This window comes from Bradyrhizobium manausense (assembly GCF_018129685.1).
Classification (GTDB): domain Bacteria; phylum Pseudomonadota; class Alphaproteobacteria; order Rhizobiales; family Xanthobacteraceae; genus Bradyrhizobium; species Bradyrhizobium manausense_D.
This window is the reverse complement of sequence record NZ_JAFCLG010000014.1, coordinates 54,877-77,870: the sequence shown is the minus strand read 5'-3', so window position 1 is coordinate 77,870 and position 22,994 is coordinate 54,877. Positions and strand designations below refer to the sequence as shown.

At 64.5% G+C, this 22,994-nt stretch carries 19 protein-coding genes; 14 read left to right on the top strand and 5 right to left on the bottom strand.

Features of this window, described 5'->3' with window-relative positions:
- The first annotated feature begins 153 nt into the window (after nucleotides 1-153).
- The 9 genes from JQ621_RS25995 to JQ621_RS25955 all read left to right on the top strand — a co-directional run bounded on the left by JQ621_RS25995 (nucleotide 154) and on the right by JQ621_RS25955 (nucleotide 12,047).
- Complete coding sequence (locus JQ621_RS25995; RefSeq protein ID WP_212238298.1) at nucleotides 154-1,143, top strand: NAD-dependent epimerase; 990 nt, start codon at nucleotides 154-156, stop codon at nucleotides 1,141-1,143.
- 7 nt (nucleotides 1,144-1,150) lie between these two features.
- A complete protein-coding gene (locus JQ621_RS25990) occupies nucleotides 1,151-2,563 on the top strand; it encodes a mannose-1-phosphate guanylyltransferase/mannose-6-phosphate isomerase (protein ID WP_212238295.1) in 1,413 nt (470 codons plus the stop codon).
- A 182-nt stretch (nucleotides 2,564-2,745) separates the two neighbouring features.
- Nucleotides 2,746-3,762, top strand: coding sequence for a Gfo/Idh/MocA family protein (locus JQ621_RS25985; RefSeq protein WP_212238292.1), 1,017 nt, complete (start codon nucleotides 2,746-2,748; stop codon nucleotides 3,760-3,762).
- A gap of 52 nt (nucleotides 3,763-3,814) precedes the next feature.
- Complete coding sequence (locus JQ621_RS25980) at nucleotides 3,815-4,966, top strand: DegT/DnrJ/EryC1/StrS family aminotransferase (RefSeq protein ID WP_212238290.1); 1,152 nt, start codon at nucleotides 3,815-3,817, stop codon at nucleotides 4,964-4,966.
- A gap of 194 nt (nucleotides 4,967-5,160) precedes the next feature.
- The gene (murJ, locus tag JQ621_RS25975; RefSeq protein WP_212238287.1) at nucleotides 5,161-6,687 is read left to right on the top strand and encodes a murein biosynthesis integral membrane protein MurJ; all 1,527 of its coding nucleotides are present in this window, start codon (nucleotides 5,161-5,163) and stop codon (nucleotides 6,685-6,687) included.
- A 288-nt stretch (nucleotides 6,688-6,975) separates the two neighbouring features.
- Entirely contained in the window at nucleotides 6,976-7,350 is a 375-nt protein-coding gene (locus JQ621_RS25970) for a DUF1127 domain-containing protein (RefSeq protein WP_212238475.1), read from the top strand.
- A gap of 263 nt (nucleotides 7,351-7,613) precedes the next feature.
- A complete protein-coding gene (locus JQ621_RS25965) occupies nucleotides 7,614-9,923 on the top strand; it encodes a xanthine dehydrogenase family protein molybdopterin-binding subunit (protein ID WP_212238285.1) in 2,310 nt (769 codons plus the stop codon).
- Nucleotides 9,924-10,020: 97 nt separating this feature from the next.
- Nucleotides 10,021-10,470, top strand: a complete 450-nt coding sequence (locus tag JQ621_RS25960; RefSeq protein ID WP_212238283.1) for a cytochrome c — start codon at nucleotides 10,021-10,023, stop codon at nucleotides 10,468-10,470.
- 293 nt (nucleotides 10,471-10,763) lie between these two features.
- On the top strand, nucleotides 10,764-12,047 hold the full coding sequence (locus JQ621_RS25955) for a cystathionine gamma-synthase family protein (protein WP_212238281.1): 1,284 nt from the start codon (nucleotides 10,764-10,766) through the stop codon (nucleotides 12,045-12,047).
- Nucleotides 12,048-12,064: 17 nt separating this feature from the next.
- Here the strand turns inward: JQ621_RS25955 and JQ621_RS25950 are convergent, their stop codons facing one another.
- A complete protein-coding gene (locus JQ621_RS25950; RefSeq protein WP_249125576.1) occupies nucleotides 12,065-12,379 on the bottom strand; it encodes a VF_A0006 family four-cysteine protein in 315 nt (104 codons plus the stop codon).
- A gap of 126 nt (nucleotides 12,380-12,505) precedes the next feature.
- A complete protein-coding gene (locus JQ621_RS25945) occupies nucleotides 12,506-12,925 on the bottom strand; it encodes a CHRD domain-containing protein (protein ID WP_212238279.1) in 420 nt (139 codons plus the stop codon).
- Between the two features lie 154 nt (nucleotides 12,926-13,079).
- On the opposite strand from JQ621_RS25945, the gene JQ621_RS25940 reads away from it, so the two are divergent.
- Complete coding sequence (locus JQ621_RS25940; RefSeq protein WP_212238277.1) at nucleotides 13,080-14,006, top strand: c-type cytochrome; 927 nt, start codon at nucleotides 13,080-13,082, stop codon at nucleotides 14,004-14,006.
- Nucleotides 14,007-14,241: 235 nt separating this feature from the next.
- On the opposite strand, the gene JQ621_RS25935 is transcribed toward JQ621_RS25940, so the two are convergent.
- A complete protein-coding gene (locus JQ621_RS25935) occupies nucleotides 14,242-14,487 on the bottom strand; it encodes an Lrp/AsnC ligand binding domain-containing protein (protein WP_061878884.1) in 246 nt (81 codons plus the stop codon).
- 116 nt (nucleotides 14,488-14,603) lie between these two features.
- Entirely contained in the window at nucleotides 14,604-16,586 is a 1,983-nt protein-coding gene (locus tag JQ621_RS25930) for a PAS domain S-box protein (RefSeq protein ID WP_212238275.1), read from the bottom strand.
- Nucleotides 16,587-16,857: 271 nt separating this feature from the next.
- Here JQ621_RS25930 and thiD point away from each other — a divergent pair, with 271 nt between their 5' ends.
- The 4 genes from thiD (at nucleotide 16,858) to JQ621_RS25910 (ending at nucleotide 20,790) form a co-directional block, all read left to right on the top strand.
- On the top strand, nucleotides 16,858-17,658 hold the full coding sequence (gene thiD / locus JQ621_RS25925) for a bifunctional hydroxymethylpyrimidine kinase/phosphomethylpyrimidine kinase (RefSeq protein ID WP_212238273.1): 801 nt from the start codon (nucleotides 16,858-16,860) through the stop codon (nucleotides 17,656-17,658).
- 216 nt (nucleotides 17,659-17,874) lie between these two features.
- Complete coding sequence (locus JQ621_RS25920) at nucleotides 17,875-18,687, top strand: UDP-2,3-diacylglucosamine diphosphatase (RefSeq protein ID WP_212238272.1); 813 nt, start codon at nucleotides 17,875-17,877, stop codon at nucleotides 18,685-18,687.
- Nucleotides 18,688-18,700: 13 nt separating this feature from the next.
- Nucleotides 18,701-19,744 (top strand): glycosyltransferase family 4 protein, encoded by a 1,044-nt coding sequence (locus tag JQ621_RS25915; protein WP_212238270.1) that lies wholly within the window; start codon nucleotides 18,701-18,703, stop codon nucleotides 19,742-19,744.
- Nucleotides 19,745-19,806: 62 nt separating this feature from the next.
- Complete coding sequence (locus JQ621_RS25910) at nucleotides 19,807-20,790, top strand: threonine/serine dehydratase (RefSeq protein WP_212238268.1); 984 nt, start codon at nucleotides 19,807-19,809, stop codon at nucleotides 20,788-20,790.
- Nucleotides 20,791-21,128: 338 nt separating this feature from the next.
- On the opposite strand, the gene JQ621_RS25905 is transcribed toward JQ621_RS25910, so the two are convergent.
- A complete protein-coding gene (locus JQ621_RS25905) occupies nucleotides 21,129-22,892 on the bottom strand; it encodes a caspase family protein (protein ID WP_212238266.1) in 1,764 nt (587 codons plus the stop codon).
- Nucleotides 22,893-22,994: the final 102 nt, after the last annotated feature.

Genomic DNA, 22,994 nt, shown 5'->3' with positions numbered 1-22,994 from the left:
AAAGCAGTATTGAGACCACTTTTGAAAGCGGTTTTGAGAGCGCTCATGAGAGAGATGTGAAAGACATTATGCAGGTTTTGAGGGCTGTTGCGCCCCCTCGATACCGGCTAAAGAAGCGGCGCGGGCAGACCTCCGGGATCGCTTGGAAACAGAATGACGGATCGGACGATTTTGGTGACGGGCGCGGCCGGTTTCATCGGCTTTCACGTGGCCCGGCAGTTGCTGACCGAGGGGCGGACCGTGGTCGGCCTCGACAGTCTGAACAGCTATTACGATCCGGCGCTGAAACAGGCGCGCCTGGCGCAGCTCGAGAAGGAGGAGCGCTTCTCCTTCGTGCGGGCGGACCTCGCCGATCGCGAGACGATGGCGGCGCTGTTTGCGCGACATCGCTTTGCCGAGGTCGTGCATCTCGCGGCACAGGCCGGCGTGCGTTATTCGATCGAGCATCCGCAGAGCTACGTCGAGTCCAACCTGCAAGGCTTCCTCAACCTGCTCGAGGGCTGCCGGAACAACGGTTGTCGTCATCTCGTCTACGCCTCGTCATCGTCCGTTTATGGCGCCAACACTAAACTGCCGTTTTCCGTGCAGGACCGGACCGATCATCCCGTGAGCTTCTATGCTGCGACCAAGAAGGCGAACGAGGTGATGGCGCAGTCCTACAGCCATCTGTACCGGCTGCCGGTCACGGGCTTGCGCTTTTTCACCATCTACGGCCCGTGGGGACGGCCCGATATGGCCATGTTTCTATTCGTAAACGCCATCATGGCGGGTCGGCCGATCCGGCTCTTTAACCATGGCAGGATGCGCCGCGACTTCACCTATGTTGACGACGTCACCCGTGTAGTATCCAAGCTGATCGATCTTGTGCCTTCGGATAACCCGGCTGCCGCAAATGCGCCGTCCCGGCTCTACAATGTCGGAAACCACCGCCCTGAAGAGCTGATGCATGTCGTCGGACTTCTGGAGCGGGAGCTGGGCCGGACGGCGGTCAAGGAATTGCTGCCGATGCAGCCGGGAGACGTGGTGGAAACGTTCGCGGATGTCGAGGATCTGATGCGCGACACCGGCTTTGCTCCGTCAACGCCGATCGAGCACGGAGTCCACAATTTTGTCACCTGGTATCGGGACCACTACAAGGTTTGAAATGGCGATGGACAAACGCATTATCCCCCTGGTCATGTGTGGCGGTGCCGGCACGCGGCTGTGGCCGGCCTCGCGCGAGGTACGCCCAAAACAGTTCCTGCCGCTGTTCGGCGCGCGCTCGACCTTCCAGGACACGTTGCTGCGCGTCTCCGACGCCGCGCTGTTCGATCGCCCTGTTGTCATCACCAACGCCTCCTATCGCTTCATGGTGCTGGAGCAGCTCGCCGAGATCGGCATCGAGGCCGACGTGATCCTCGAGCCGATGCGCCGCGATTCCGGCCCCGCGATCGCCGCCGGCGCCGCTTTCGCGCAGAGCCGCACCAGTGAAGCGATCGTGCTGGCGCTCGCCGCCGACCACGTCGTGCAGGACAACGCCGCCTTCGTCGCGGCCTGCCGCGAAGGCCTCGCGGCCGCGAGCACCGGGCGCATCGTCACCTTCGGCGTCAAGCCGGAACGGCCCGCGACAGAATACGGCTATATCTGCCCTGGCGAAGTGATATCAGGCGAGGTGCACGCGGTTGCGCGCTTCGTCGAAAAGCCGGATGCGGCGAAGGCTGCCGATTACGTCAGTTCGGGGTATCTCTGGAACAGCGGCAACTTCATGTTCCCGGCAGCCCTGCTGCTCGACGAATATCGCAAGGTCGATGCGGCAAGCGTGGACGCGGTGTCGAGCGCGGTCGCCCATGCCGGCCGCGATCTCGGCTTCGTGACGCTGGAGCCGCAGGCTTTTGGCGCGGCGAAGGCGATCTCGATCGACTACGCCGTGATGGAAAAGACCTCGCGCGCCGCCGTCGTGCCGGTGTCGTGCGGCTGGTCCGACGTCGGCTCCTGGCACGCGGTGTGGGAATTGTCGGAGAAGGACGCACAAGGCAACGCCGCGCATGGCACTGCCGTGTTCGAGGATTCGCGCAACTGCAACGTCACCACCGATTCCGCGCTGGTCGCGCTCGAGGGCGTCGATGATCTCGTCGTGGTCGCGACGGCGGACGCCGTTCTGGTCTCGCGGCAGAAGGATGCCAACGGCCTGAAGCGTCTCGTGGCGAAGCTGAAGGCGGTCGCGCCGAAGGTCACCGAAGAGCATCTCAAGGTGCACCGCCCCTGGGGCAGCTATCAGTCGGTCGACAATGGCGAACGCCACCAGGTCAAGCGCATCGTGGTGAAGCCGGGCGGGCGGCTGTCGCTGCAGAAGCACCATCATCGCGCCGAGCACTGGATCGTGGTCCGTGGTGCGGCCCGCGTCACCGTGAACGAGACCGTGAAGACGGTGCACGAGAACGAGTCCATCTACATCCCGATGGGCGCGGTCCACCGGATGGAGAATCCCGGTAAAATCATGCTGGAACTGATCGAGGTCCAGACCGGCTCCTATCTCGGGGAAGACGACATCATCCGGATTGAAGACGACTATCAAAGGTCGTAACCAGCAAACTCCGAATCACGCGATCCGGGCCCAAAAGGCCCGCCTTGAGCGCCTTAAGGCCCGGAGAACGTGTAATTTTTTGAATCAAATCGTGTCCGGCCGGTTTGGCCGGCATTCGCCACATCTGTGGCACCCGTGCTAGAAGCGGCCCGGGGATTTGCGTTGAATCGGGGGTTGCTCAGATGAGTTCCAAGGGATCACAACCGGCAAAGGAACCGGCAAAGGCCGGCCTGCGCGTCGGCGTCATCGGCGCCGGCGTGATGGGCAGCAACCACGCGCGCGTGCTGAGCGGTCTGCCCGGCGTCAGCCTGGTCGGCGTGGTCGATCCTTCTCCGTCGCATCGGACGCGCGCGATGGAGCTTGCCAATTGCGCGAGCTTCGAGACGCTCGACCAGCTCCTCGCCGAGGGCGTCGATGCCGTCACCATCGCAGCACCGACCCATCTGCATCACGAGGTCGCGCTCGCCTGCATCGCCAGGAATATCCACGTGCTGGTCGAGAAGCCGATTGCGTCCACGGTCGAAGAGGGCCGTGAGATCGTCGCCGCCGCGCAAAAGGCCGGCGTCACGCTGATGGTCGGCCATGTCGAGCGGTTCAATCCGGCTGTCGCCGCGGTCAAGCAGGCGATCGCGGGCGAGGATATTCTCTCCATCGCGATCACGCGCGTCGGCCCGTTCCCGCCGCGCATGTCCAATGTCGGCGTCGTCATCGATCTTGCCGTGCACGACATCGACCTGATCCGCTGGTTCACCGAATCCGACATCGTCGAAGTGCAGCCGCAGCTGTCGAGCGCGGTCGCCGAGCGCGAGGACATCGCGCTGCTGCAGTTCCGCACCGCCAACGGCGTGCTCGCGCACATCAACACCAACTGGCTGACGCCGTTCAAGGCCCGCAGCGTCACGGTCGCGACCCGCGGCAAATACGTGATGGGCGATCTCCTGACGCGTCAGGTCACCGAATGCTTCGGCTTCAAGCCCGACGGCAGCTACTCGATGCGGCATCTGCCCGTCGGCCATGACGAGCCGCTGCGCGCCGAGTTGATCGCGTTCCTCAAGGCCGTGCGCAGCGGCGAGATTCCGGCGGTCACCGGCGACGAAGGCGTCGCCAGCCTCGAGATCGCAACGCAGTGCCTCGAGACGCCGTCGCGGCCCGCCGCCACGTCGCCGGCCCGCAAGGGCCCGCGCCGCGTCGCCGGCTGAAGCCCTTTCCATGTCGGCCGCTCAAATCCCGCAAGACAATCGACAAGGCGTCATGAACCAGCATCTGCGTTCCGAACCCATTCCCTTCATCGACCTCGCCTCGCAGCGCGCCCGGCTCGGCGCCTCGCTCGACGCGGCCGTCAAGCGCGTGATGGACCACTGCCAGTTCGTCAACGGTCCTGAGGTCTTCGAACTCGAGAAGCAGCTTGCGGCCTATTGCGGCGCCAGGCATGTGGTCGCCTGCTCCAACGGCACCGATGCGCTGTTGATGGTGCTGATGGCGAAGAAGGTCGGGCCCGGCGATGCCGTGTTCTGTCCCTCCTTCACCTTCATCGCGACCGCGTCGCCGGCGGCACGGACGGGAGCCACGCCGGTTTACGTCGACGTCGATGAGACGACCTTCAACATGAGCCCTGAATCGCTCAAGCGCGGCATTGCGGCCGCGCGCAAGGCCGGCCTGAAACCGGTCGCGGTCATTCCGGTCGATCTGTTCGGACAGCCTGCCGACCATGACGTCATCGCCGAGATCGCCAGGGCCGAAGGCCTGTTCGTGATCGACGACGCCGCGCAAGGCTTCGGCGCGAGCTACAAGGGCCGCAAGCTCGGCACCTTCGGCCTTGCCACCACGACCAGCTTTTTCCCGGCAAAGCCGCTCGGCTGCTTTGGCGACGGCGGCGCCATCTTCACCGATGACGACGAACTCGCGGCCACGTTGCGCAGCATCCGCGTGCACGGGCAGGGCGTCGATAAATACGACAACGTCCGCCTCGGCCTGACCGGCCGGCTCGACACCATGCAGGCCGCGATCCTGATCGAGAAGCTCAAGATCTTCGACGACGAGATCGCCGCTCGCAATGGGGTCGCCGAGCGCTACGCGCGCGGTCTCTCCAACGTGGTCACCGTGCCGCGTCTGGCGCCCGGCAATACCTCGGTGTGGGCGCAGTACACGATCCGCCTGCCTGATGGCACCGACCGCGACGGCTTCGCCGCCGCGCTGAAGGCCCAGGGCGTGCCGACCGCGGTCTATTACGGCAAGTCGATGCATCAGCAGACCGCCTACGAGCAGTATCCGGTCGCCGAGGGCGGCCTGCCTGGATGCGAGCGCCTGTCGCGGGACGTCATCAGCCTGCCGATGCACGCCTATCTGACCGAAGCCGATCAGGAACGAATCGTCGCCGCCGTCCGCGGCGCGCTCGCGGGGTGATCTGGCTTGCTGTTGACCTCTCCCGCTTGCGGGAGAGGTCGCGCCGAAGGCGCGGGTGAGGGCTCTGTCCTCTTGGAGATTGTCCCGTTGCGGAGACACCCTCTCCCCAACCCTCCCCCGCAAGCGGGGGAGGGAGCAGACCATCGTTGCGGTTTGCACCTAGACCTCACCGCGTCATGCTCTAAAACAGACGCATGCTCGGACGCATCTTCACGGTTGGTGGTTATACGCTGCTGTCGCGGCTGACGGGATTTGCCCGCGACATCATGCTCGCGGCGATCCTTGGCGCCGGCCCGGTGGCCGACGCCTTTTTCGTCGCGCTGCGGCTGCCCAATCATTTCCGCGCGATCTTCGCCGAGGGCGCGTTCAACGCCGCCTGGGTGCCGGCCTATGCCCACGTCCATGGCGAGAAAGGCGAGGGTGCGGCGCATCTATTCGCCGACCGTATCTTCACGCTGCTCCTGGCCTCTCAGGTCGTGCTGCTGGTGGTCGCCTGGCTGTTCATGCCGCAGGCCATGAGCATTCTGGCGCCGGGCTTTAGTGAGGACGCCGAGCAGCGCAGGCTCGCGATCGAGCTGACCCGGATCACCTTTCCCTATCTGCTGCTGATCACGCTGGTGACGCTCTATGGCGGCATGCTCAACGTGATGCAGCGCTTCGCCAGCGCCGCGGCAGCATCGATCTTCCTCAATGTCGCGATGATGATGACGCTGGCGCTCGCCGCCTGGTTTCCGACCGCGGGCCACGCCGCGGCCTGGGGCGTGCTGATCTCCGGCTTCATGCAATATTTCCTGCTCGCCGGCGATCTCGCCTTCCACGGCGGCTTGCCGCGCCTTGCGCCGCTCAAGCTCGACGAAGACGTGCGCAGCTTTTTCAAGGCGCTGGGACCGGCGACACTGGGATCGATGGGGACGCAGATCGCGCTGTTCGCCGACACCATCATCGGGACCTTCCTGCCGGCAGGCGCCCTCTCGGCGCTGTACTATGCCGACCGCCTCAATCAATTGCCGATCGGCGTGATCGGCATCGCCATCGGCACCGTGCTGCTGCCGGAGATGTCGAAACGGATCACGGCGAACGACCACGACGGCGCGATGAAGGCGCAGCGCCGCGCCTTCGATTTCACGCTGCTGTTCTCGATCCCGTTCGTCGCGGCGTTCCTCACCGTGCCCGACGAGATCATGCGCGCGCTGTTCGCGCGCGGCGCGTTCTCCAAGGCCGATGCCGCCTCCGCCGGCGCGACGCTCGCAGCCTACGCCATCGGCCTCGTTCCTTTCGTGCTGATCCGCAGCGCGGTCGCGACCTTCTACGCCCGCAAGGATACCGCGACGCCCGTCCGCGCCTCGTTGACCGGCATCGCCGTCAACGTCGCCCTGAAGGTCGCCTTGATGGGATCGCTCGCCCAGATCGGCCTTGCGCTGGCAACCGCCGTCGGTGTCTGGACCAATCTCCTGCTGGTGCTGTTCTTCGCCGTGCGGCGCGGCTTTCTCGTGCTGGATCGGGCGTGGCTGATGTCGCTCGGCAAATTCCTGCTGACCGGTGTCATCCTCGCGGTCGCCTTCTGGCTGATTGCGCGCTTCGGCGGTTCTGCCCTGGGCGCGATGCACTTCCGGGATGAAGTGACTTTGGTGCTGCTGGCCGTCGGCGGCACCATCGTCTATGCCCTCGCGATCCTTTTGTTGTTCGGACGTAGCTGGCTGGTCTCGCTGGTGCGCGGCTAGAGTGCTGATCGTTCATTCGGACGTCTTGCTGAGCGCCGGCGCTCGCCTCCAGGCTGTAACAGAATTCCGCACATCTCTTGATTTTGCGTGATCGCCGTGCTATTGACGGCTCATGATCAAATGCTCGCGCCAAATCAACTTCTCGCACATGACCCGCTTCGGCTGGGCCGTGGAAGGAGTCGTGCGCTAGCATTTAGACGACGACATCTTTTCCACCAGGCCCCGCCGGCATCGGACGGGGCCTTTTGTTTGGCCACGCTCCTGCCGGCACAACAGCAGGAGCGTGCGATGCCACCGCAACAGACGAACATTTCACCCGGGATTGAGGGCGAGGCCGCAAGGCGCGGCCTCAATCTCTCGGTCGTGCAGGCGAAGGACGCGATCGACCAGGCTTTGGCTGCGCGCCTCAAGGCGTCCGCCGCAGCGCTGGACGACAGTGCTGCCCAACCGGCGAAGCCAGGCGTCCTCGGCCTGCTCAAGCGTGCCTGGCTTGCGTTTCTGGACCGGCGTCAGAACCCGCAACTCAGCTTGCAGGACCTGAGCGACAGGGAACTGCGGGATATCGGCCTGACGCGCGGCGAGATCGACTATCTCACGCCTCAGCGGGCGATCGATACGCTGAGAGATGACGTGCGGTATTTCTGGGACCGTGGAGGGATGTGAGTGATCAACTGCGAGAGGCGGACGAGCGCTCTGGGAGCAAGCGGGGGTGCGTACGTCCGCTTGTTCTCGGCGTGTGCTGCGGCGCGCAGAATCATCGATCGTCACAGGGAAACGACCGAGCCGCGACCTTTTCGCCCCATCCCACTCTGACAAGCGCGGCATGGGACGATCCTTCGCGGGCCGGGCCCGCCTCAACCCGTTTGCCTTGCCCCTCTTTCCACGGCAATATGCCGGCAAAACAACCACAGGACGGGACAAGAAAAATGGCAGCCCCCATCAAATTCGGCGTTGGCCAGAGCGTGCTTCGCAAGGAGGACGACGCGCTGATCCGCGGCAAGGGCCGCTATACCGACGATTACGCGCCGCAGGCCGCGCTGCGCGCCCTGATGCTGCGCTCGCCGCATGCGCATGCCAAATTCACCATCGATGCCAGCCGCGCACGTACGCTCCCCGGCGTTGCGCTGATCCTGACCGCCGCCGAGGTCGCCGATCTCGGCGATCTGCCCTGCCTGTTCAATTTCGAGACCGATCCGTTCAAAGGGCCGCCTTACCCGATCCTCGCCAGGGACGAGGTGCGCCATGTTGGCGACGCCGTCGCCTTCGTGGTCGCCGAGACCATCGACCAGGCGCGCGACGCGATCGAGGCGATCGACGTCAAATGGTCGCCGCTTCCGGCCGTGACCGGCGTTGTCAACGCCGTGAAGAAGGGCGCACCGCAGGTCTGGCCGGACAAGCCGGGCAATGTGCTGTTCGACGTCTCGATCGGCGACAAGGCGGCGACGGAGGCCGCCTTCGCCAAGGCGCATACGGTGGCCGAAATCGCCATCGTCAATCCGCGCGTGGTCGCGAGCTTCATGGAGGCGCGCGCTGCGGTCTGCGAATACGACGCCAAGGCCGATCATCTGACGTTGACGGTCGGCAGCCAGGGCAGCCACCGCCTGCGCGACATCCTTTGCCAGAACGTGCTGAAGATCCCGACCGACAAGATGCGGGTGATCTGCCCCGACGTCGGCGGCGGCTTCGGCACCAAGCTGTTCCCCTATCGCGAATACGCCCTCCTGGCCGTCGCCGCGCGCAAATTGAAGAAGGCGGTGAAATGGGCGGCCGATCGCACCGAGCATTTCATGGGCGACGCGCAGGGGCGCGACAACGTCACCACCGCAAAGATGGCGCTCGCCGCGGACGGCAAATTCCTCGCGATGGATTGCGACCTGATGGGCGACATGGGCGCCTATCTGTCGACCTTCGGACCCTACATCCCGCATGGCGGCGCCGGCATGCTGCCCGGTCTCTACGACATCCAGGCCTTCCACTGCCGCGTGCGCACCATCTTCACCAACAGCGTGCCGGTCGATGCCTATCGCGGCGCGGGCCGGCCCGAGGCAGCCTATGTCATTGAGCGCCTCGTGGACGCTTGCGCGCGAAAACTCGGCATGACGCCGGATGCGATCCGCCGCAAGAACTTCATCCCGCCAAAGGCGCTGCCCTACAAGACCGCGACCGGCAAGGTCTACGATTCCGGCGATTTCGCCGCGCATCTGAAGCGCGCGATCGAGATCGCCGACTGGAAGGAGTTTTCCAAGCGCGCCAAGGCGGCCAAGAAGCACGGCCTGATCCGCGGCATCGGCCTTGCGAGCTATGTCGAGGTCTGCGGCACCATGGGCGAGGAGACCGCCAATGTGCGGATGGACCCCAATGGCGACATCACCGTCCTGATCGGCACGCAGTCGAGCGGGCAGGGCCACCAGACCGCCTATGCGCAGATCGTCGCCGAGCAGTTCGGCGTTGCGCCGGAGCGCGTGCACGTCCACCAGGGCGACACCGCCATGATCGCCACCGGCCTCGGCACCGGCGGCTCGGCCTCGATTCCATCGGGCGGCGTCAGCGTCGAGCGCGCCACGCGCGAGCTCGGCGAGAAGCTGAAGGCGATCGCGGCGCAGGCGCTGGAAGCCGGCGTCGGCGACCTCGAGATATCAGATGGCATCGTGCGCATCGCCGGCACCGACCGTTCGATCTCGTTCGCTGATCTCGCCAAGCGACCCGGCGCCGATCCCTCGAAGCTGAACGCCAGCGCCACCTTTGCCAGCGCCGACGGCACCTATCCCAACGGCACGCATGTCGCGGAGGTCGAGATCGATCCGGCGACCGGCATCATCAGAATCGTCAACTACGTGATCGTCGACGATTTCGGCAAGACGCTCAATCCGCTGCTGCTGGCGGGCCAGGTGCATGGCGGCGCCATGCAGGGCATCGGCCAGGCGCTGATGGAGCAGGTGGTGTATGGCGCGACTGACGGCCAGCTCATCACCGCAACCTACATGGATTACGCGCTGCCGCGCGCGGCCGACGGTCCGTCCTTCGTGTTCGAGACCAACAACATTCCCTGCACCACCAATCCGATGGGCGTGAAGGGGGCGGGCGAGGCCGGCGCGATCGGCTCCTGTCCGGCCGTCGTCAACGCCATCGTCGACGGGCTCTGGCGCGAGTACAAGATCGACCACATCGACATGCCGGCGACGCCGGAACGTGTCTGGATCGCGATCAACGAGCATCATCGCCGCCACAGCCTGTGAGGCGTGGCGCCTCAAGCGGCGGGAATAATTGCCCGCCGCCGGGTTCTAACCATGGACGACCTCCCCCAAACCGACTTGCGAGCCGGAGAACAAGCCGATGAAACGAATGTTGATTGTCGCGGGCACCCTTCTTTTGGGGGCCGGCGCCGTGATGGCGCAGCAGGAGGTTGCCGTCCAGCAGGACAATCTGATGCGCTCGCAGGCCAAGAGCATGTACGGCGTGATCCTCAAGATGACGAAGGGCGACATCCCCTACGATCAGAAGGCCGTCGACGCGGCGATCGCCAGCCTCGAGGCCGACGTCGCCAAGATCGCAAAGACTTTCGAGGTGAACCCCAAGCAGGACGTGGTCAACGCAACCTATGGTTCCTCGCCGAAGGTCTGGCAGAACAAGGCCGATTTCGACTCCAAGATCCCGCCGGTGCAGAAGGCGATCGCAGACGTCAAGGGCAAGATCACCGACGTGGCAAGCCTCAAGGCCGCCTACACCGCGATGAACGACCGCTGCAACGACTGCCACGAGACGTACCGGTTGAAGTTGAAGTAAGCCGGCGCCGTGTTGCCTCAACCATAGCCTGTAGCCCGGATGGAGCGAAGCGAAATCCGGGGCCGCTCTCGAAGCGGATGGACCTGTCCCGGATTGCGCTTTCGCCTTCGCTCTTCGAGTGACGGCGCAAGCTCCATCCGGGCTGCGCCAGCTCGTCAACAAATTCTATTCCCACGCCCTGACGGATCGCCGTCAGAACGACTATGTTTGCGCGCACCGACGCGGCGTTGATGCCTCACGCTGTCAAGAGTTCCGACGCGCGGCGCAGATCCCATTCACCAGCGAGGCAGGCCATGGTCAAACCGTTCCCGTCCAAGACCCATATCGGCAACCATATGCTGCATCCGGAAACGCTGATGCTGACCTATGGCTACGATCCGCAATTGTCGGAAGGCGCCATCAAGCCGCCGGTGTTTCTGACCTCGACCTTCGTATTCAGGACGGCCGAGGATGGCGAGGACTTCTTCGATTTCGTCGCCGGCCGGCGCGAGCCGCCGGAAGGCATGGGCGCAGGGCTCGTCTATTCGCGCTTCAACCACCCCAACAGCGAGATCGTCGAGGACCGGCTCGCGATCTACGAGCGCACCGAGAGCTGTGCGCTGTTTTCGTCAGGCATGGCGGCGATTTCGACCACGATTCTCGCCTTCGTCCGCCCCGGCGACGTCATCCTGCACTCGCAACCGCTTTATGGCGGCACCGAAACGCTGCTGACGAACACGCTGTCGCGGTTCTCGATCGGCGCGGTCGGCTTTGCCGACGGCGTTGATGAGGCGGCGGTCGACCAGGCCGCGGATGAGGCCATGCGCAAGGGCCGCGTGTCGATGATCCTGATCGAGACGCCGGCCAATCCGACCAACGGCCTCGTCGACATCGCGCTGATGCGCCGCGTTGCCGATGCGATCGGCAAGGCCCAGGGCCACACGCCGATCATCGCCTGCGACAACACGCTGCTCGGTCCGGTGTTTCAGCGGCCGATCGAGCATGGCGCAGACATTTCATTGTACTCACTCACCAAGTATGTCGGCGGCCATTCCGATTTGATCGCGGGTGCCGCGCTCGGCACCAAGGCGGTCATGAAGGGTATCAAGGCGCTGCGCGGTGCCATTGGCACCCAGCTCGATCCGCATTCCTGCTGGATGATCAACCGCTCGCTGGAAACGCTCAGCCTGCGCATGGAGAAGGCCAACAGCAATGCGAAGCTCGTCGCGGATTTCCTGCGCGACCATGCCAAGGTGGCGAAGGTGCATTATCTTGGTCATCACGCGGAGAGTTCGCCGGAAGGTCGCGTGTTCGCGCGGCAATGCCTGGGAGCGGGGTCGACATTCTCGTTCGACATCGTCGGCGGCCAGGGCGCGGCAGAGAAGTTCCTCAATGCGTTGCAGATCTTCAAGCTCGCCGTCAGCCTCGGCGGAACGGAATCGCTGGCGAGCCTGCCGGCGACGATGACCCATTCCGGCGTCCCCGCCGACATCCGCCGCAAGATCGGCGTGCTCGATTGCACGATCCGGCTCTCGATCGGCATCGAGAATCCGTCGGATCTGATCGCGGATCTCGAGCAGGCGCTGAGCCTCGCATGAGATTGCTGCGGCAAGCGTCAGAGCGGATTGGCGGTGCGACATGCCGAGATGATGGCCGCGGCGGCCTCGTCGGCCTGCGCGCCCGAGAGCTCCCGGACCAAGCAGATATAATAGCCTCTGTTCGACTCGTTCAGCAGGGAATCGCCGTAGAGCGCGAGCCAGTTGCACGCCGAACGGATGCGCTGCACGGCGAGGGTCGATCGGGTGTCGCGGATGGCCGACAACTCGCATTGCGCCTGCTTTTCCAGATCGGTTTGTGCGGCGACGAATTGAGCGGATGACAGAAGCAGTCCTGCCGCCGCAATCGCCGCCAGAATTGTTGCCTTGATCATCAACCACTCCAAGCGCCGCGGACGACGGCGTGCCGGCAGACGTTCTAGCCCGGATCCATGCAAGCCGGAATCGAAAAGGCCGGACGCTTCGCGCCCGGCCTTCGCTCGAAAAATTCGTGATGAAAGTTACTTCGTCACCTGGCCGCGGATTTCGCCGCCCGGGTTGGCTGCGGTGTGAATGTTGACGTAGAGCTTGCCGGCAAGCAGATCGGACGCCTGCGCGTCGGTCAGCGTGGCCGAGCCTTCAGCCGGGCTGTTGGCGATGCCGGGGATCGGCACCATGACGCCGGCGTTCTTGGTGGGATCGGCCGGACCGTGGAAGTGAGCCGCGGTGGCGGGACCGGTGAGGCCCGAATAGGTCACCTTCCAGGAGAGCTTCTTGGTGGCGGCGTCATAGTCGATATCGGCGGTGCCGGTGCCGGTGCTGGCATTGGCGGGGACTTCGGACTTGGCGTCCAGTGTCGCCTTGAGTTTCTCCGCGCTGGCCGAGCCTGCGAATGCGACGGCGGCTCCGAGTGCCAGCGTGGCAAAAAGGGCTTTGTTCATGGGTTTCTCCCTGTTGACGCCTGATTGCGCTCATCCTGCAAACAGTGCGATTCCGACTTTATTCCCGCATTCCGGTCAAACCATCTAAATTATTCGTGGCTGGAGCGGCGGCGGGATGATCCCGTAAATTCGCTCGAGCTCTATGGGATTCTTCATGCTGCGACGAACAATTTCTGCCGCCCTGATCGCCGTCGTCGCAGCCTTTGCCGTCTATTGGTGGCTGACCGAGCCGACCGCCTTGGCGCTGCCGGCGCCGACGCGTGCGCCCGATCTCGCCAACGGACAGGAGCTGTTCAACGCCGGCGGCTGCTCGTCCTGCCATGCGGTGCCCAACCAGCCGGATCGCCTCAAGCTCGGTGGCGGCCTCGCGCTCGGCTCGCCGTTCGGGACGTTCTATGCGCCGAACATTTCACCTGATGCCGCCGACGGGATCGGCCGCTGGAGCGAGGCCGATTTCGTCAACGCGGTGATGCGCGGCGTCTCCCCTGAGGGTACGCACTACTTCCCGGCGTTTCCCTACACGTCCTATCACATTGCCGATGTCGACGACGTGCGCGATCTCTTTGCCTATCTGAAGACGTTGCCGCAGGTCGCGGGCCGCGTGCGCGATCATGATCTGCCGTTTCCGTTCAACATCCGCCGCAATGTCGGCATCTGGAAAGTGTTGTTCATGGATGTGAGGCCGTTCGTGCCGGCCGCGGCGCATCCGGCGCAATGGAACCGCGGCGCCTATCTCGTCAACGGTTTCGGTCATTGCGCCGAATGCCACAGCCCGCGCAATTTTCTCGGCGGCGTCATCAGCTCGCAGCGCTTTGCCGGCGGTCCCAATCCCGAAGGCGAGGGCTGGGTGCCGAACATCACGCAGAAGGGCATCGGCAGCTGGAGCGAGAAGGACATCGCCGACTTCCTCGAGACCGGCGACATGCCCGAGGGTGACAGCGCGTCAGGCTCGATGCGGCCGGTGATCAAGAACCTCGCGCAGTTGAGGCCGGAGGATCGCGCCGCGATGGCCGCCTATCTGAAATCGCTGCTGCCGGTCGACGGCCCAACGCCGCCCAAGCGCAAGCAAGGCGGCGGCTAAAGCGCGATGGAGTCAGGTTCAGGCGGCGTTCGGGATCACCTCTCCCCAACGGGGAGAGGTCGGATTGCCATGGCGCGCAATTGCGCGCCTGAGCAATCCGGGTGAGGGGCCGCGGCACCCGGTGAGACCGAAACCCCTCACCCGGATCGCATCTTCGATGCGATCCGACCTCTCCCTGCGGGAGAGGTGCTCTGAGCTCTTGGTTCGCATCGATTCAACCAAAACGCACTGCGCTTTAGCCCGTGCCGAACGCCTTGAAGGTGATGATGGTGAGCGTGTCCTGGATGCCCGGCAGCACCTGCACCTTTTCGTTCACGAAGTGGCCAATGTCGGTGTCCTTGTCGACATAGAACTTCACCAGCAGATCATACTGGCCGGCCGTGGAGTAGATCTCGGAGGCGATCTCGGCTTCGGCGAGCGCATTGGCGACCACATAGGACTGGCCAAGCTTGCATTTGATCTGGACGAAGAAAGGAACCATTGCAGTCACTCCGAAGGCATATCGTGCCTGCTAATAGGCCAAAACCGGCCCGATTTAGCAAGCGGACATGCGGCCTCGCGGGAATCGGCCGCCTGCCTGCAAATCGCGCTTTTGCCCTACGAGGCCACTGTTGTCGCGGTAAATGCGTCTCTGAGCCGCTGGGCGAGCTCGGTCTTGCGATAAGGCTTGGTCAGGACCACCGCTTCCGCCTGCGCGCGGCCCTGCTCGACCAGGGTCTCCAGCGCATAGCCCGAGGTGAACAGGACCGGCAGACCGGGCCTGATACGCCGGGCCTGTTCGGCGAGGTCCCAGCCGCTGATCCCGCCGGGCATGACGATATCGGTGAACAGCATGTCGATGCCAGGATTGGCGCGCAGCCGCTGCAGGGCCTCCTTGCCGTTGACGGCGGCAACGACGCGATAGCCGAGTGCCTCCACCCGGAGGATCACCGAGGACCGCACGAATGGATCGTCCTCGGCGATCAGGATGGTCTCGTGGCCGCGCGGTGCGGCTTCGTCGTTCTCGGGCAACTCAGCCACGGACTGTCCGACGCCGATACGCGGCAGATAGATCCGGACTGTCGTGCCAAGACCCGGCTCGCTATAGATCGAGACATGGCCATCGGACTGCTTGGCAAAGCCGTAGACCATGCTCAGACCGAGCCCCGAGCCCTTGCCGACCTCCTTGGTGGTGAAGAACGGCTCGAACGCGCGCTCGATGACCTCAGGCGTCATGCCTTCGCCGTCATCGGTGACGGAAATCAGCGCGTAGCTGCCGGAGGCGACCTCGGGGTGCAGGGCCCGATAGTCCTCGTCGATCGCGGCGAGCTCCGTGCTCAGCGTCAGATGCCCACCTGACGGCATCGCGTCCTGTGCGTTGAGCGCAAGGTTGAGCATGGCGGATTCGAGCTGGGCGCGGTCCGCGAAGGCCAGGATGGTGCCGGGACCGAATGTGGTCTTGATCTCGATATTCTCGCGCAAGGTGCGCTTGAGCAATTTGAGCATGGAATCGATCAGCTCGCGGCAGTCGATCGCTTTCGGCTGGAGCAACTGGCGGCGGCTGAACGCGAGCAGCCGCTGCGTCAGCTCCGCGCCACGTTCGCCGGACTTGCAGATGTCGTCGGCAAATTGTCGCAGATCGGGCCGCGCCTTGAGCTGCTCGCTGAGATGCTCGGCGTTGCCGATGATGACGGTGAGCAGATTGTTGAAGTCATGGGCGATGCCGCCGGAGAGCTGGCCGACCGTCTCCATTTTCTGCGCCTGCTGGAGCTGCTGCTCGGTCAGCTTGCGCGCGGTGAGGTCGTGGACGATGCCGACGAAAATCAGTTCGCCGTCCTGGATCGCCTGGCCGACCGACAGGTCGATCGGGAAGGTCGATCCGTCCTTGCGCAGGCCGATCGTCTCGCCGCCTGTTGCGAAATGTGAAGCCTGGTTGTCGTGCACCGCGCTGGCGTCGTCGGGGATGAGCACCGTGACGTTCCGGTTCATCACCTCCCGGGCCTGGTAGCCGAACAACCGCTCGCAAGCAGGGTTGAACATCAGGATGCGGTTCTGCGCGTCGAACAGGATGACGCCGTCCACCGCAGTCTCGACAACGGCGGTGAGGCGCGCCACGCTTTCACGCATCGCGCGCTGTGCCTCTCTGACCTGTTTCAGCAGCTGTGTCGCGTCACGACTCTTGATCTCCTCCTCCTCGAGCGCGGCCTGGACCTTTTGCAGCTCGAACGGGGAGGGGATCGCCAGGATCTTCGGCAGCAGCGGCCAGAGCGCGGCCGCCGTGAAGATCGATGCCACCGCGGTCGCGGCCTTGACCAGGCCCTCGATGCCGTAGATCGGCACCCACAGCGTGTAAATCGAGAGCACGTGCGTCAGGCCGCAGGCCATGATGAAAATCGCGAACGCCCAGAACACCCAGCCGAACTGGAGGTCACGCCGCTTGGTGACGAGAATCGCGAGTGCGAACGGGATCGAGAAATACGCTGCCGCGATGGCGGCGTCCGAGACGACGTGGAGCCAGATCAACTCGGGTTCCCACAGCAGGCAGATGCCGTGCGGTGAGAACATCGAGGAGTCGAGGAGGCGTTCGAAAAAGGCCCACATACTATATTCCCGGGAGGTTGCAGCCTGGAGGGGCCCACAACGTGGCGTCGCTGACGAATCGATTGATGTTTCACCGATTTGGGCGGATGCGCCAAGGCCGGGCGATGCCTAGGTCATATTTCCCGGAATATGCACGCTTCCGGGACGACAAGGTCGAGGGAGCGCTGACTCCGCCTGATTCGCCGGCTTGCTGGGGTTTCGGGGGCGCGCTAGGACAGGCCATGTCTGGAAGGATCATGGCCGTGTTTTCTGCAAGCAAGCGTATCCCGCAATGACCGCGCCGGTGGCGCTCACCATTGCCGGCTCCGACTCGAGCGGAGGCGCGGGCATTCAAGCCGACCTGAAGACCTTTGCCGCGCTCGGTGTTTATGGCGCGTCGGCGATCACGGCGCTGACCGCACAGAACACCAAGGGCGTCACCGGCATTCACGTTGTGCCGGCCGATTTCGTCACCGCGCAGATCGATGCGGTCTTCTCCGATCTCGATGTCGGCGCGGTCAAGATCGGCATGGTGGCGCAGGCGGCGAGCATCGATGCGATCGCAGTTGCACTGTCGCGCTGGAAGCCCCGCCATGTCGTGCTCGATCCTGTGATGGTCGCAACCTCTGGTGACCGCCTGATCGCCGCAGAGGCCGTCGCGGCTTTGCGCGCGAAACTGATGCCGCTCGCAGCGGTGATCACGCCCAATCTGCCGGAGGCGGCCGCATTGCTCGACGCGCCGATCGCGCGTAGCGAGGCCGAGATCGAAGACCAGGGGCGTCGTCTGCTATCGCTTGGTTGCCGCGCGGTCCTGATCAAGGGCGGTCACGGCGAGGGTGCGGAGAGCACCGATTATCTCGTCAGCCCGAGCACCACGATCGTGCTGGCCGCACCGCGCGTCGCCACCCGCAACACCCACGGCACAGGCTGTTCGCTCTCATCGGCGATCGCAGCCGGCCTCGCCAAAGGCGAGGATCTCGAGACGGCCATACGCAATGCCAAGAGCTGGATCAGCGCGGCGATTGCTTCGGCCGACCGCTTCAGCGTCGGTCGCGGCCACGGGCCGATTCATCATTTCCACAAGTTTTACTGACACCGGCGTCCCGCCGGCGCTGTTGGTCCCGGTGTTAACCAATATGGCCGTGGTTCCGGGGTCTTGCGGGCATTCAAGGCCTGACCATGTCGCCTGATTGTCGCATGTGACTGATATTCGCGGGGAGGGCGAGGCAAGGTTCGATTCGTATCTGAGGGTGCCTCAAAGGTTCAATCGGTCATCCCCCTGTCACGGGACACAGTTACAGGCTGGCGCATGGGAAGCTACGATGTGAGTGACGAGAGCCCGGAGCGGCGCTTTCGCACGTTGTTCATCTCCGACGTTCATCTCGGAGCCCGCGGCTCTCAAGCCGACCTTCTGCTGGACTTCCTGCGCTATCACGATGCCGACACGATCTATCTCGTCGGCGACATCGTCGATGGCTGGGCGCTGAAATCGAGCTGGCACTGGCCGCAATCTCACAATGATCTGGTCCAGAAGCTGCTGCGCAAGGCGCGCAAGGGCGCCAAGATCATCTACGTGCCCGGCAACCACGACGAGTTCCTGCGCAACTATTACGGCACGCATTTCGGCGGTATCGACGTCGTCGAGAACACGGTCCACACCGGCGTGGACGGCAAGCGCTATCTCGTCATCCACGGCGATATCTTCGACCTCGTGGTACAGAACGCGCGATGGCTCGCCCATCTCGGCGACAAGGCCTACGACTTCGCGATCCAGATGAATCGCTTCGTCAACTTCTTCCGCCGCATGTTCAAGGTGCCGTATTGGTCGCTGTCGCAATGGGCCAAGCAGAAGGTCAAGAACGCGGTGAACTATATCGGCGCGTTCGAGCAGGCGCTCGCAGCCGAAGCGCGGCGCCACGACGCTGACGGCGTGATCTGCGGCCACATCCACTACGCCGTGATCCGCGACGAGGCCGGCGTCCGCTACATGAACTGCGGCGACTGGGTCGAAAGCTGCACCGCGCTGGTCGAGCACGATGACGGTCATTTCGAGATCATCACCTGGGCCGATCAGCTGCGGAAACCGGCGGTGGTCCCACAGGTGGCGGTAAGAGCTGCCTGATGAGAACCGCTTGATGCGCATTCTGGTCGCGACCGACGCTTGGCACCCGCAAGTCAACGGTGTGGTTCGGACGCTGACCAAGCTCGCCGACGCCGCCAAGGGGCTCGGTGTCGAATTCACGTTCCTGACGCCGCAATCATTCCGCACCTTCGCGATGCCGAGCTATCGCGATGTGCGACTGGCCATGCCGCGCCCGGCGCGCATCGCAAAGCTGATCGCGGAAGCGCGCCCGGACAGCATCCACATCGCGACGGAAGGGCCGATCGGCCTGATGGTCCGCCGCTACTGCCGGCAGCGCAAGCTGCCGTTCACGACCAGCTTCCACACCCGTTTTCCCGAATACGTCCGGGCCCGGATGCCGGTTCCGGAATCCCTGATCTGGCGGGCGCTGCGCCGCTTCCATGGCCCCAGCCGGGCCGTGATGGCGGCGACACCGGCGCTGGCGAGGGAACTCGCGGAGCGCGGTTTCGACAATGTCGTGCTGTGGCCGCGCGGCGTCGACACCCACCTGTTCCACCCTCGCGCTGTCGATCTCTGCCTGCCGGCCCCGGTGTTCCTGTCGGTCGGCCGCGTCGCGGTGGAGAAGAATCTGGAAGCCTTCCTCGACCTTGATCTGCCCGGCACCAAAGTGGTCGTCGGTGACGGGCCCGCGCGCAATGCGCTGGAGCAGGCCTATCCCGACGCGATTTTCCTGGGCGAAAAGCACGGCGATGAACTGGCCGACATTTATGCCGCGGCCGACGTCTTCGTGTTTCCGAGCAAGACCGATACGTTCGGCCTGGTCCTGCTCGAGGCGCTGGCAAGCGGCCTGCCGGTCGCGGCCTTCCCGGTGAAAGGTCCGCGCGACGTCATCGGCGATGCGCCGGTTGGCGCCCTTGATCACGACCTGCGCAATGCCTGCTTCGCCGCGCTCGGCATTTCCCGGCAGGACTGCGTCGAATTCGCCGCTGCCTACACCTGGGAGGCCTCGGCCCGGGCCTTTATCGACAGCATCCGCGCGGTCGGCGCGGTGCTGCCCGGCCGGAACGGGGCGGAACAGCCACGGTTCGTGGCCTGAGAGGGAATTCCTCTCGTGGAGGTGTCTTGCCCGGGCCTCGTCGGCCGCGATAACATCGCGCCATGTCCGAACAGCCCCTTCCGGTCGGCCCTGCCGATATCGACGCCGCAGCGCGCGTGCTCGCCCCCTATGCCGTCCGCACCCCGCTGTTGTCCTTTCCCGTGCTCAACGAGCGCGTGGGCGCAAAAGTGTTCCTCAAGCCGGAGATGCTCCAGCGCACCGGCTCCTCCAAGTTCCGCGGCGCCTTCAACAAGGTGTTCTCGATCCCGCACGACAAGCGCGCGGGCGGCGTGGTCGCGTTCTCCTCCGGCAATCACGCCCAGGGCGTGGCCGCGGCGGCCAAGATCCTCGACATGCAGGCGACCATCGTGATGCCGATGGACGCGCCGCTGTCGAAGCGCGAGCGGACCAAATCCTATGGCGCGGAAGTCGTGCTGTATGATCGCTACAACGACGACCGCGAGGCGATCTCGCGCGGCATCGCCGAGAAGCGCGGCGCGACGCTGGTCAGGCCTTACGACGATCCGCTCGTGATCGCGGGCCAGGGCACCGCCGGCCGCGAGATCGCGCAGGACATGGCAACGCTCGGCCTGTCGCCCGACATCGTGGTCGCCCCGGCCTCCGGCGGCGGCCTGATCGCGGGCGTCGCGACCGCCGTCAAGGCGCGCTATCCATTCGCCGAGATCGTGGTCGCCGAGCCCGAGTCGTTCGACGATCACGGCCTGTCGCTGACATCAGGCCATCGCGAGCCGCATGGCCCTGCGGGCCGCACCATCTGCGATGCGCTGATGGCGCTGATCCCCGGCGAGATGACCTTTGCGATCAACAGCAAGCTGCTGGCGCGCGGCGTCACCGCCTCGGACAAGGAAGTCGGGGCAGCCGTCGCCTTCGCCTATCGCGAGCTGAAGCTCGTGGTCGAGCCCGGCGGTGCGGTCGGCCTCGCCGCGCTGCTCGCCGGCCGCCTCGACGTCGCCGGGAAGAACGTCGTCATCGTGCTCTCCGGCGGCAATGTCGACGCGGACCTGTTCGCCGAGCTGGTGGCGTGAGATTCTGGCATAAAGCCGGGGACCTCTCGAACCCGCCATCCTGAGGCGCGAAACACGCAGCGCAAGGCGCCGCGTGGAGCCTCGAAGGATGAACGGCCCGTCTGCCCGTCACACCAGACTTACTTCTTCGATCTAGGCGATGCCCACAACATCATCCTTCGAGGCTTCCGGCGCGATGCCTTGCATCGCGCCACTCGCACCTCAGGATGACGGCGGTGCGCGTGGTGTCAATACTCTGAAGCGACTTCCGGGGTCTGCCAGCGTCAGTCGTTGCGCTCAGAAATGACGAGGGGCAGAGCGTTGCCGCTCTGCCCCTGCCTCGTTTGCGGTTGCCGCGATCAGTGCATGAAGCCGTGGCGGTTGTTGCCTGCATTCATGTTTGACTGGTTCATCGACTGACGGAAGTTGTTGCCGCCGGCATTCCCGATCGCGTTGAACTGAGGACGGGTGGTCTGAACGCTGTTCTGAACGTTGTTCTGGACGTTGTTCTGGACCTGCACCTTGTTCACCGGATTGTTGTTGAGCTTCACGATGCCGGTGTTGCCGGTGTTGCCGTTGTTGATGTGGACCGGCTGGTTCTGGGTCTGAACATTCGTGGTCTTCACATCGGTGGTCTTGACGTCGACACCTTTGCCGATCGTCACCGGCATGCTCACGACCTTGCCTTGCGCGCCGGCATTGTTGTTGCCGGTGGCCTGGTTGCCGTTCGTCGCCGGCAGGGTCACGATCTTGCCGATGCCGCCGGTGTTCGTCGTCGTGTTGGTCGGCGCGGGCAGGGTGACGATCTTGCCCGGATTGCCGTCGACCGGCTTCTGCACGACCGGCAGGTTGGCGTTCAGCTGCGAGCCACCATGACCCTGCTGGTCCTGCTGGATCAGCGGCATGTATTTGGGCTGGCCGAGATTGCCGATCTTCAAGGTCGGAGCAATGTTCTGCGGGGCCAAAAACTTCGTCGCCTGCATCAGCGGGATCTGCTTCGGCTGCGCCTCGAGCTTCAGCGCGACTTGCGCATAGGGGCTGTTGCCGTAGTTGTCGTAGAAGGCCTTGTAGGCGACCGGCGAATTCAGGAGCACGGTCTGGTGCCAGGCCTGCGAGAGCAGGAGGTTCGCCAGCAGCCAGCGGATGTGATCGCACAGCGGGTCGTGCGGATACATCTGGATGAACTCCTGATAGTACTCCGGCCGCCCCTCTGACACGACGTAGTCATAGGCCTGGCGCGTCGAACGGCTCGGCAGGTTGGAGGCCATCTGCACCACAGGCGCGCGCACCGGGGCGCGGTTGGCGGCAACGGCGGTATCGCCGAAGAAGGTGAAGTCGGAGGTGAGCGACGAGCTCTCCCACGGAACTTGCGCGCCGCTCGTGGTCTGGTTCACGGCGAGGCGCACGCGCTTGAACAGCTGCTCGATCGGCACGTTGGGTTCGCGCGCGATGTTCAGGAACGCCTGCGTGTAGGGGCTGTGGCCATTGTTGCCGTCGAGCGCCTCAGTGCCCGGCGCGGTCGAATAGCCGACGATCGAGCCGTTCGGCGCATCGACGATGGCAAGGCCGCGGCCGGCGTCGTTCACGTTCGGGAACGGGTTGTTGCGGCAGGCATCGAGGATGACGATGCGCATCCGGCTCGGGATCGTCTCGAGCGTCGACATCACGTCGACCAGGCGGACCGAGTCGTTCACGAGCTCGGTCTGGCTGGTCACCTTTGCATCGACGGGAACGAGGTAGTTTTCGCCGGCGAGCTGGACGCCGTGACCGGCGTAATAGACCATCGCCACCGTGTTCGGGCCGCGCGCGGACACCTTGGCCGAGAAATCCTGCACAGCGCGGAGCATGTCATTCTGGCCGAGATCGGTCGCCGAGATCACCTCGAAGCCGGCGGAGTTGAGAAACTGCGCCATCGACTGCGCGTCACTGTCGGGGTTCGCAAGCTGCGGCGCGTTGCGGTAGTTCGAATTGCCGATCACCAGCGCAACCCGCTGCTCCGGGCCTTGCAGCGCGGTCGGGGCGGGTTCGACAGGGGCAACTTGCGCGGAAACGGGCCCGCAGGCGAAGCCGAACAGGCTTCCCAGCAGGCCCACTGTCATCAGGAAGGGTTTTAGGCGGAACATGGCGTGCTCCTTTGGCACTCATCTCGATGCGAGATTGGTTGCACCGAAGCGTGGCCGCGTTCGAACCGTGGGTCCGTGATCGCAATCACTATGGTAGGATGC

What these genes read in the sequence shown, in the direction of transcription:
- JQ621_RS25995 (WP_212238298.1), top strand. Translation starts at nt 154, where the DNA reads ATGACGGATCGGACGATTTTGGTGACGGGCGCGGCCGGTTTCATCGGC.
- JQ621_RS25990 (WP_212238295.1), top strand. Translation starts at nt 1,151, where the DNA reads ATGGACAAACGCATTATCCCCCTGGTCATGTGTGGCGGTGCCGGCACG.
- JQ621_RS25985 (WP_212238292.1), top strand. Translation starts at nt 2,746, where the DNA reads ATGAGTTCCAAGGGATCACAACCGGCAAAGGAACCGGCAAAGGCCGGC.
- JQ621_RS25980 (WP_212238290.1), top strand. Translation starts at nt 3,815, where the DNA reads ATGAACCAGCATCTGCGTTCCGAACCCATTCCCTTCATCGACCTCGCC.
- murJ (WP_212238287.1), top strand. Translation starts at nt 5,161, where the DNA reads ATGCTCGGACGCATCTTCACGGTTGGTGGTTATACGCTGCTGTCGCGG.
- JQ621_RS25970 (WP_212238475.1), top strand. Translation starts at nt 6,976, where the DNA reads ATGCCACCGCAACAGACGAACATTTCACCCGGGATTGAGGGCGAGGCC.
- JQ621_RS25965 (WP_212238285.1), top strand. Translation starts at nt 7,614, where the DNA reads ATGGCAGCCCCCATCAAATTCGGCGTTGGCCAGAGCGTGCTTCGCAAG.
- JQ621_RS25960 (WP_212238283.1), top strand. Translation starts at nt 10,021, where the DNA reads ATGAAACGAATGTTGATTGTCGCGGGCACCCTTCTTTTGGGGGCCGGC.
- JQ621_RS25955 (WP_212238281.1), top strand. Translation starts at nt 10,764, where the DNA reads ATGGTCAAACCGTTCCCGTCCAAGACCCATATCGGCAACCATATGCTG.
- JQ621_RS25950 (WP_249125576.1), bottom strand. Translation starts at nt 12,379, where the DNA reads ATGATCAAGGCAACAATTCTGGCGGCGATTGCGGCGGCAGGACTGCTT.
- JQ621_RS25945 (WP_212238279.1), bottom strand. Translation starts at nt 12,925, where the DNA reads ATGAACAAAGCCCTTTTTGCCACGCTGGCACTCGGAGCCGCCGTCGCA.
- JQ621_RS25940 (WP_212238277.1), top strand. Translation starts at nt 13,080, where the DNA reads ATGCTGCGACGAACAATTTCTGCCGCCCTGATCGCCGTCGTCGCAGCC.
- JQ621_RS25935 (WP_061878884.1), bottom strand. Translation starts at nt 14,487, where the DNA reads ATGGTTCCTTTCTTCGTCCAGATCAAATGCAAGCTTGGCCAGTCCTAT.
- JQ621_RS25930 (WP_212238275.1), bottom strand. Translation starts at nt 16,586, where the DNA reads ATGTGGGCCTTTTTCGAACGCCTCCTCGACTCCTCGATGTTCTCACCG.
- thiD (WP_212238273.1), top strand. Translation starts at nt 16,858, where the DNA reads ATGACCGCGCCGGTGGCGCTCACCATTGCCGGCTCCGACTCGAGCGGA.
- JQ621_RS25920 (WP_212238272.1), top strand. Translation starts at nt 17,875, where the DNA reads ATGGGAAGCTACGATGTGAGTGACGAGAGCCCGGAGCGGCGCTTTCGC.
- JQ621_RS25915 (WP_212238270.1), top strand. Translation starts at nt 18,701, where the DNA reads ATGCGCATTCTGGTCGCGACCGACGCTTGGCACCCGCAAGTCAACGGT.
- JQ621_RS25910 (WP_212238268.1), top strand. Translation starts at nt 19,807, where the DNA reads ATGTCCGAACAGCCCCTTCCGGTCGGCCCTGCCGATATCGACGCCGCA.
- JQ621_RS25905 (WP_212238266.1), bottom strand. Translation starts at nt 22,892, where the DNA reads ATGTTCCGCCTAAAACCCTTCCTGATGACAGTGGGCCTGCTGGGAAGC.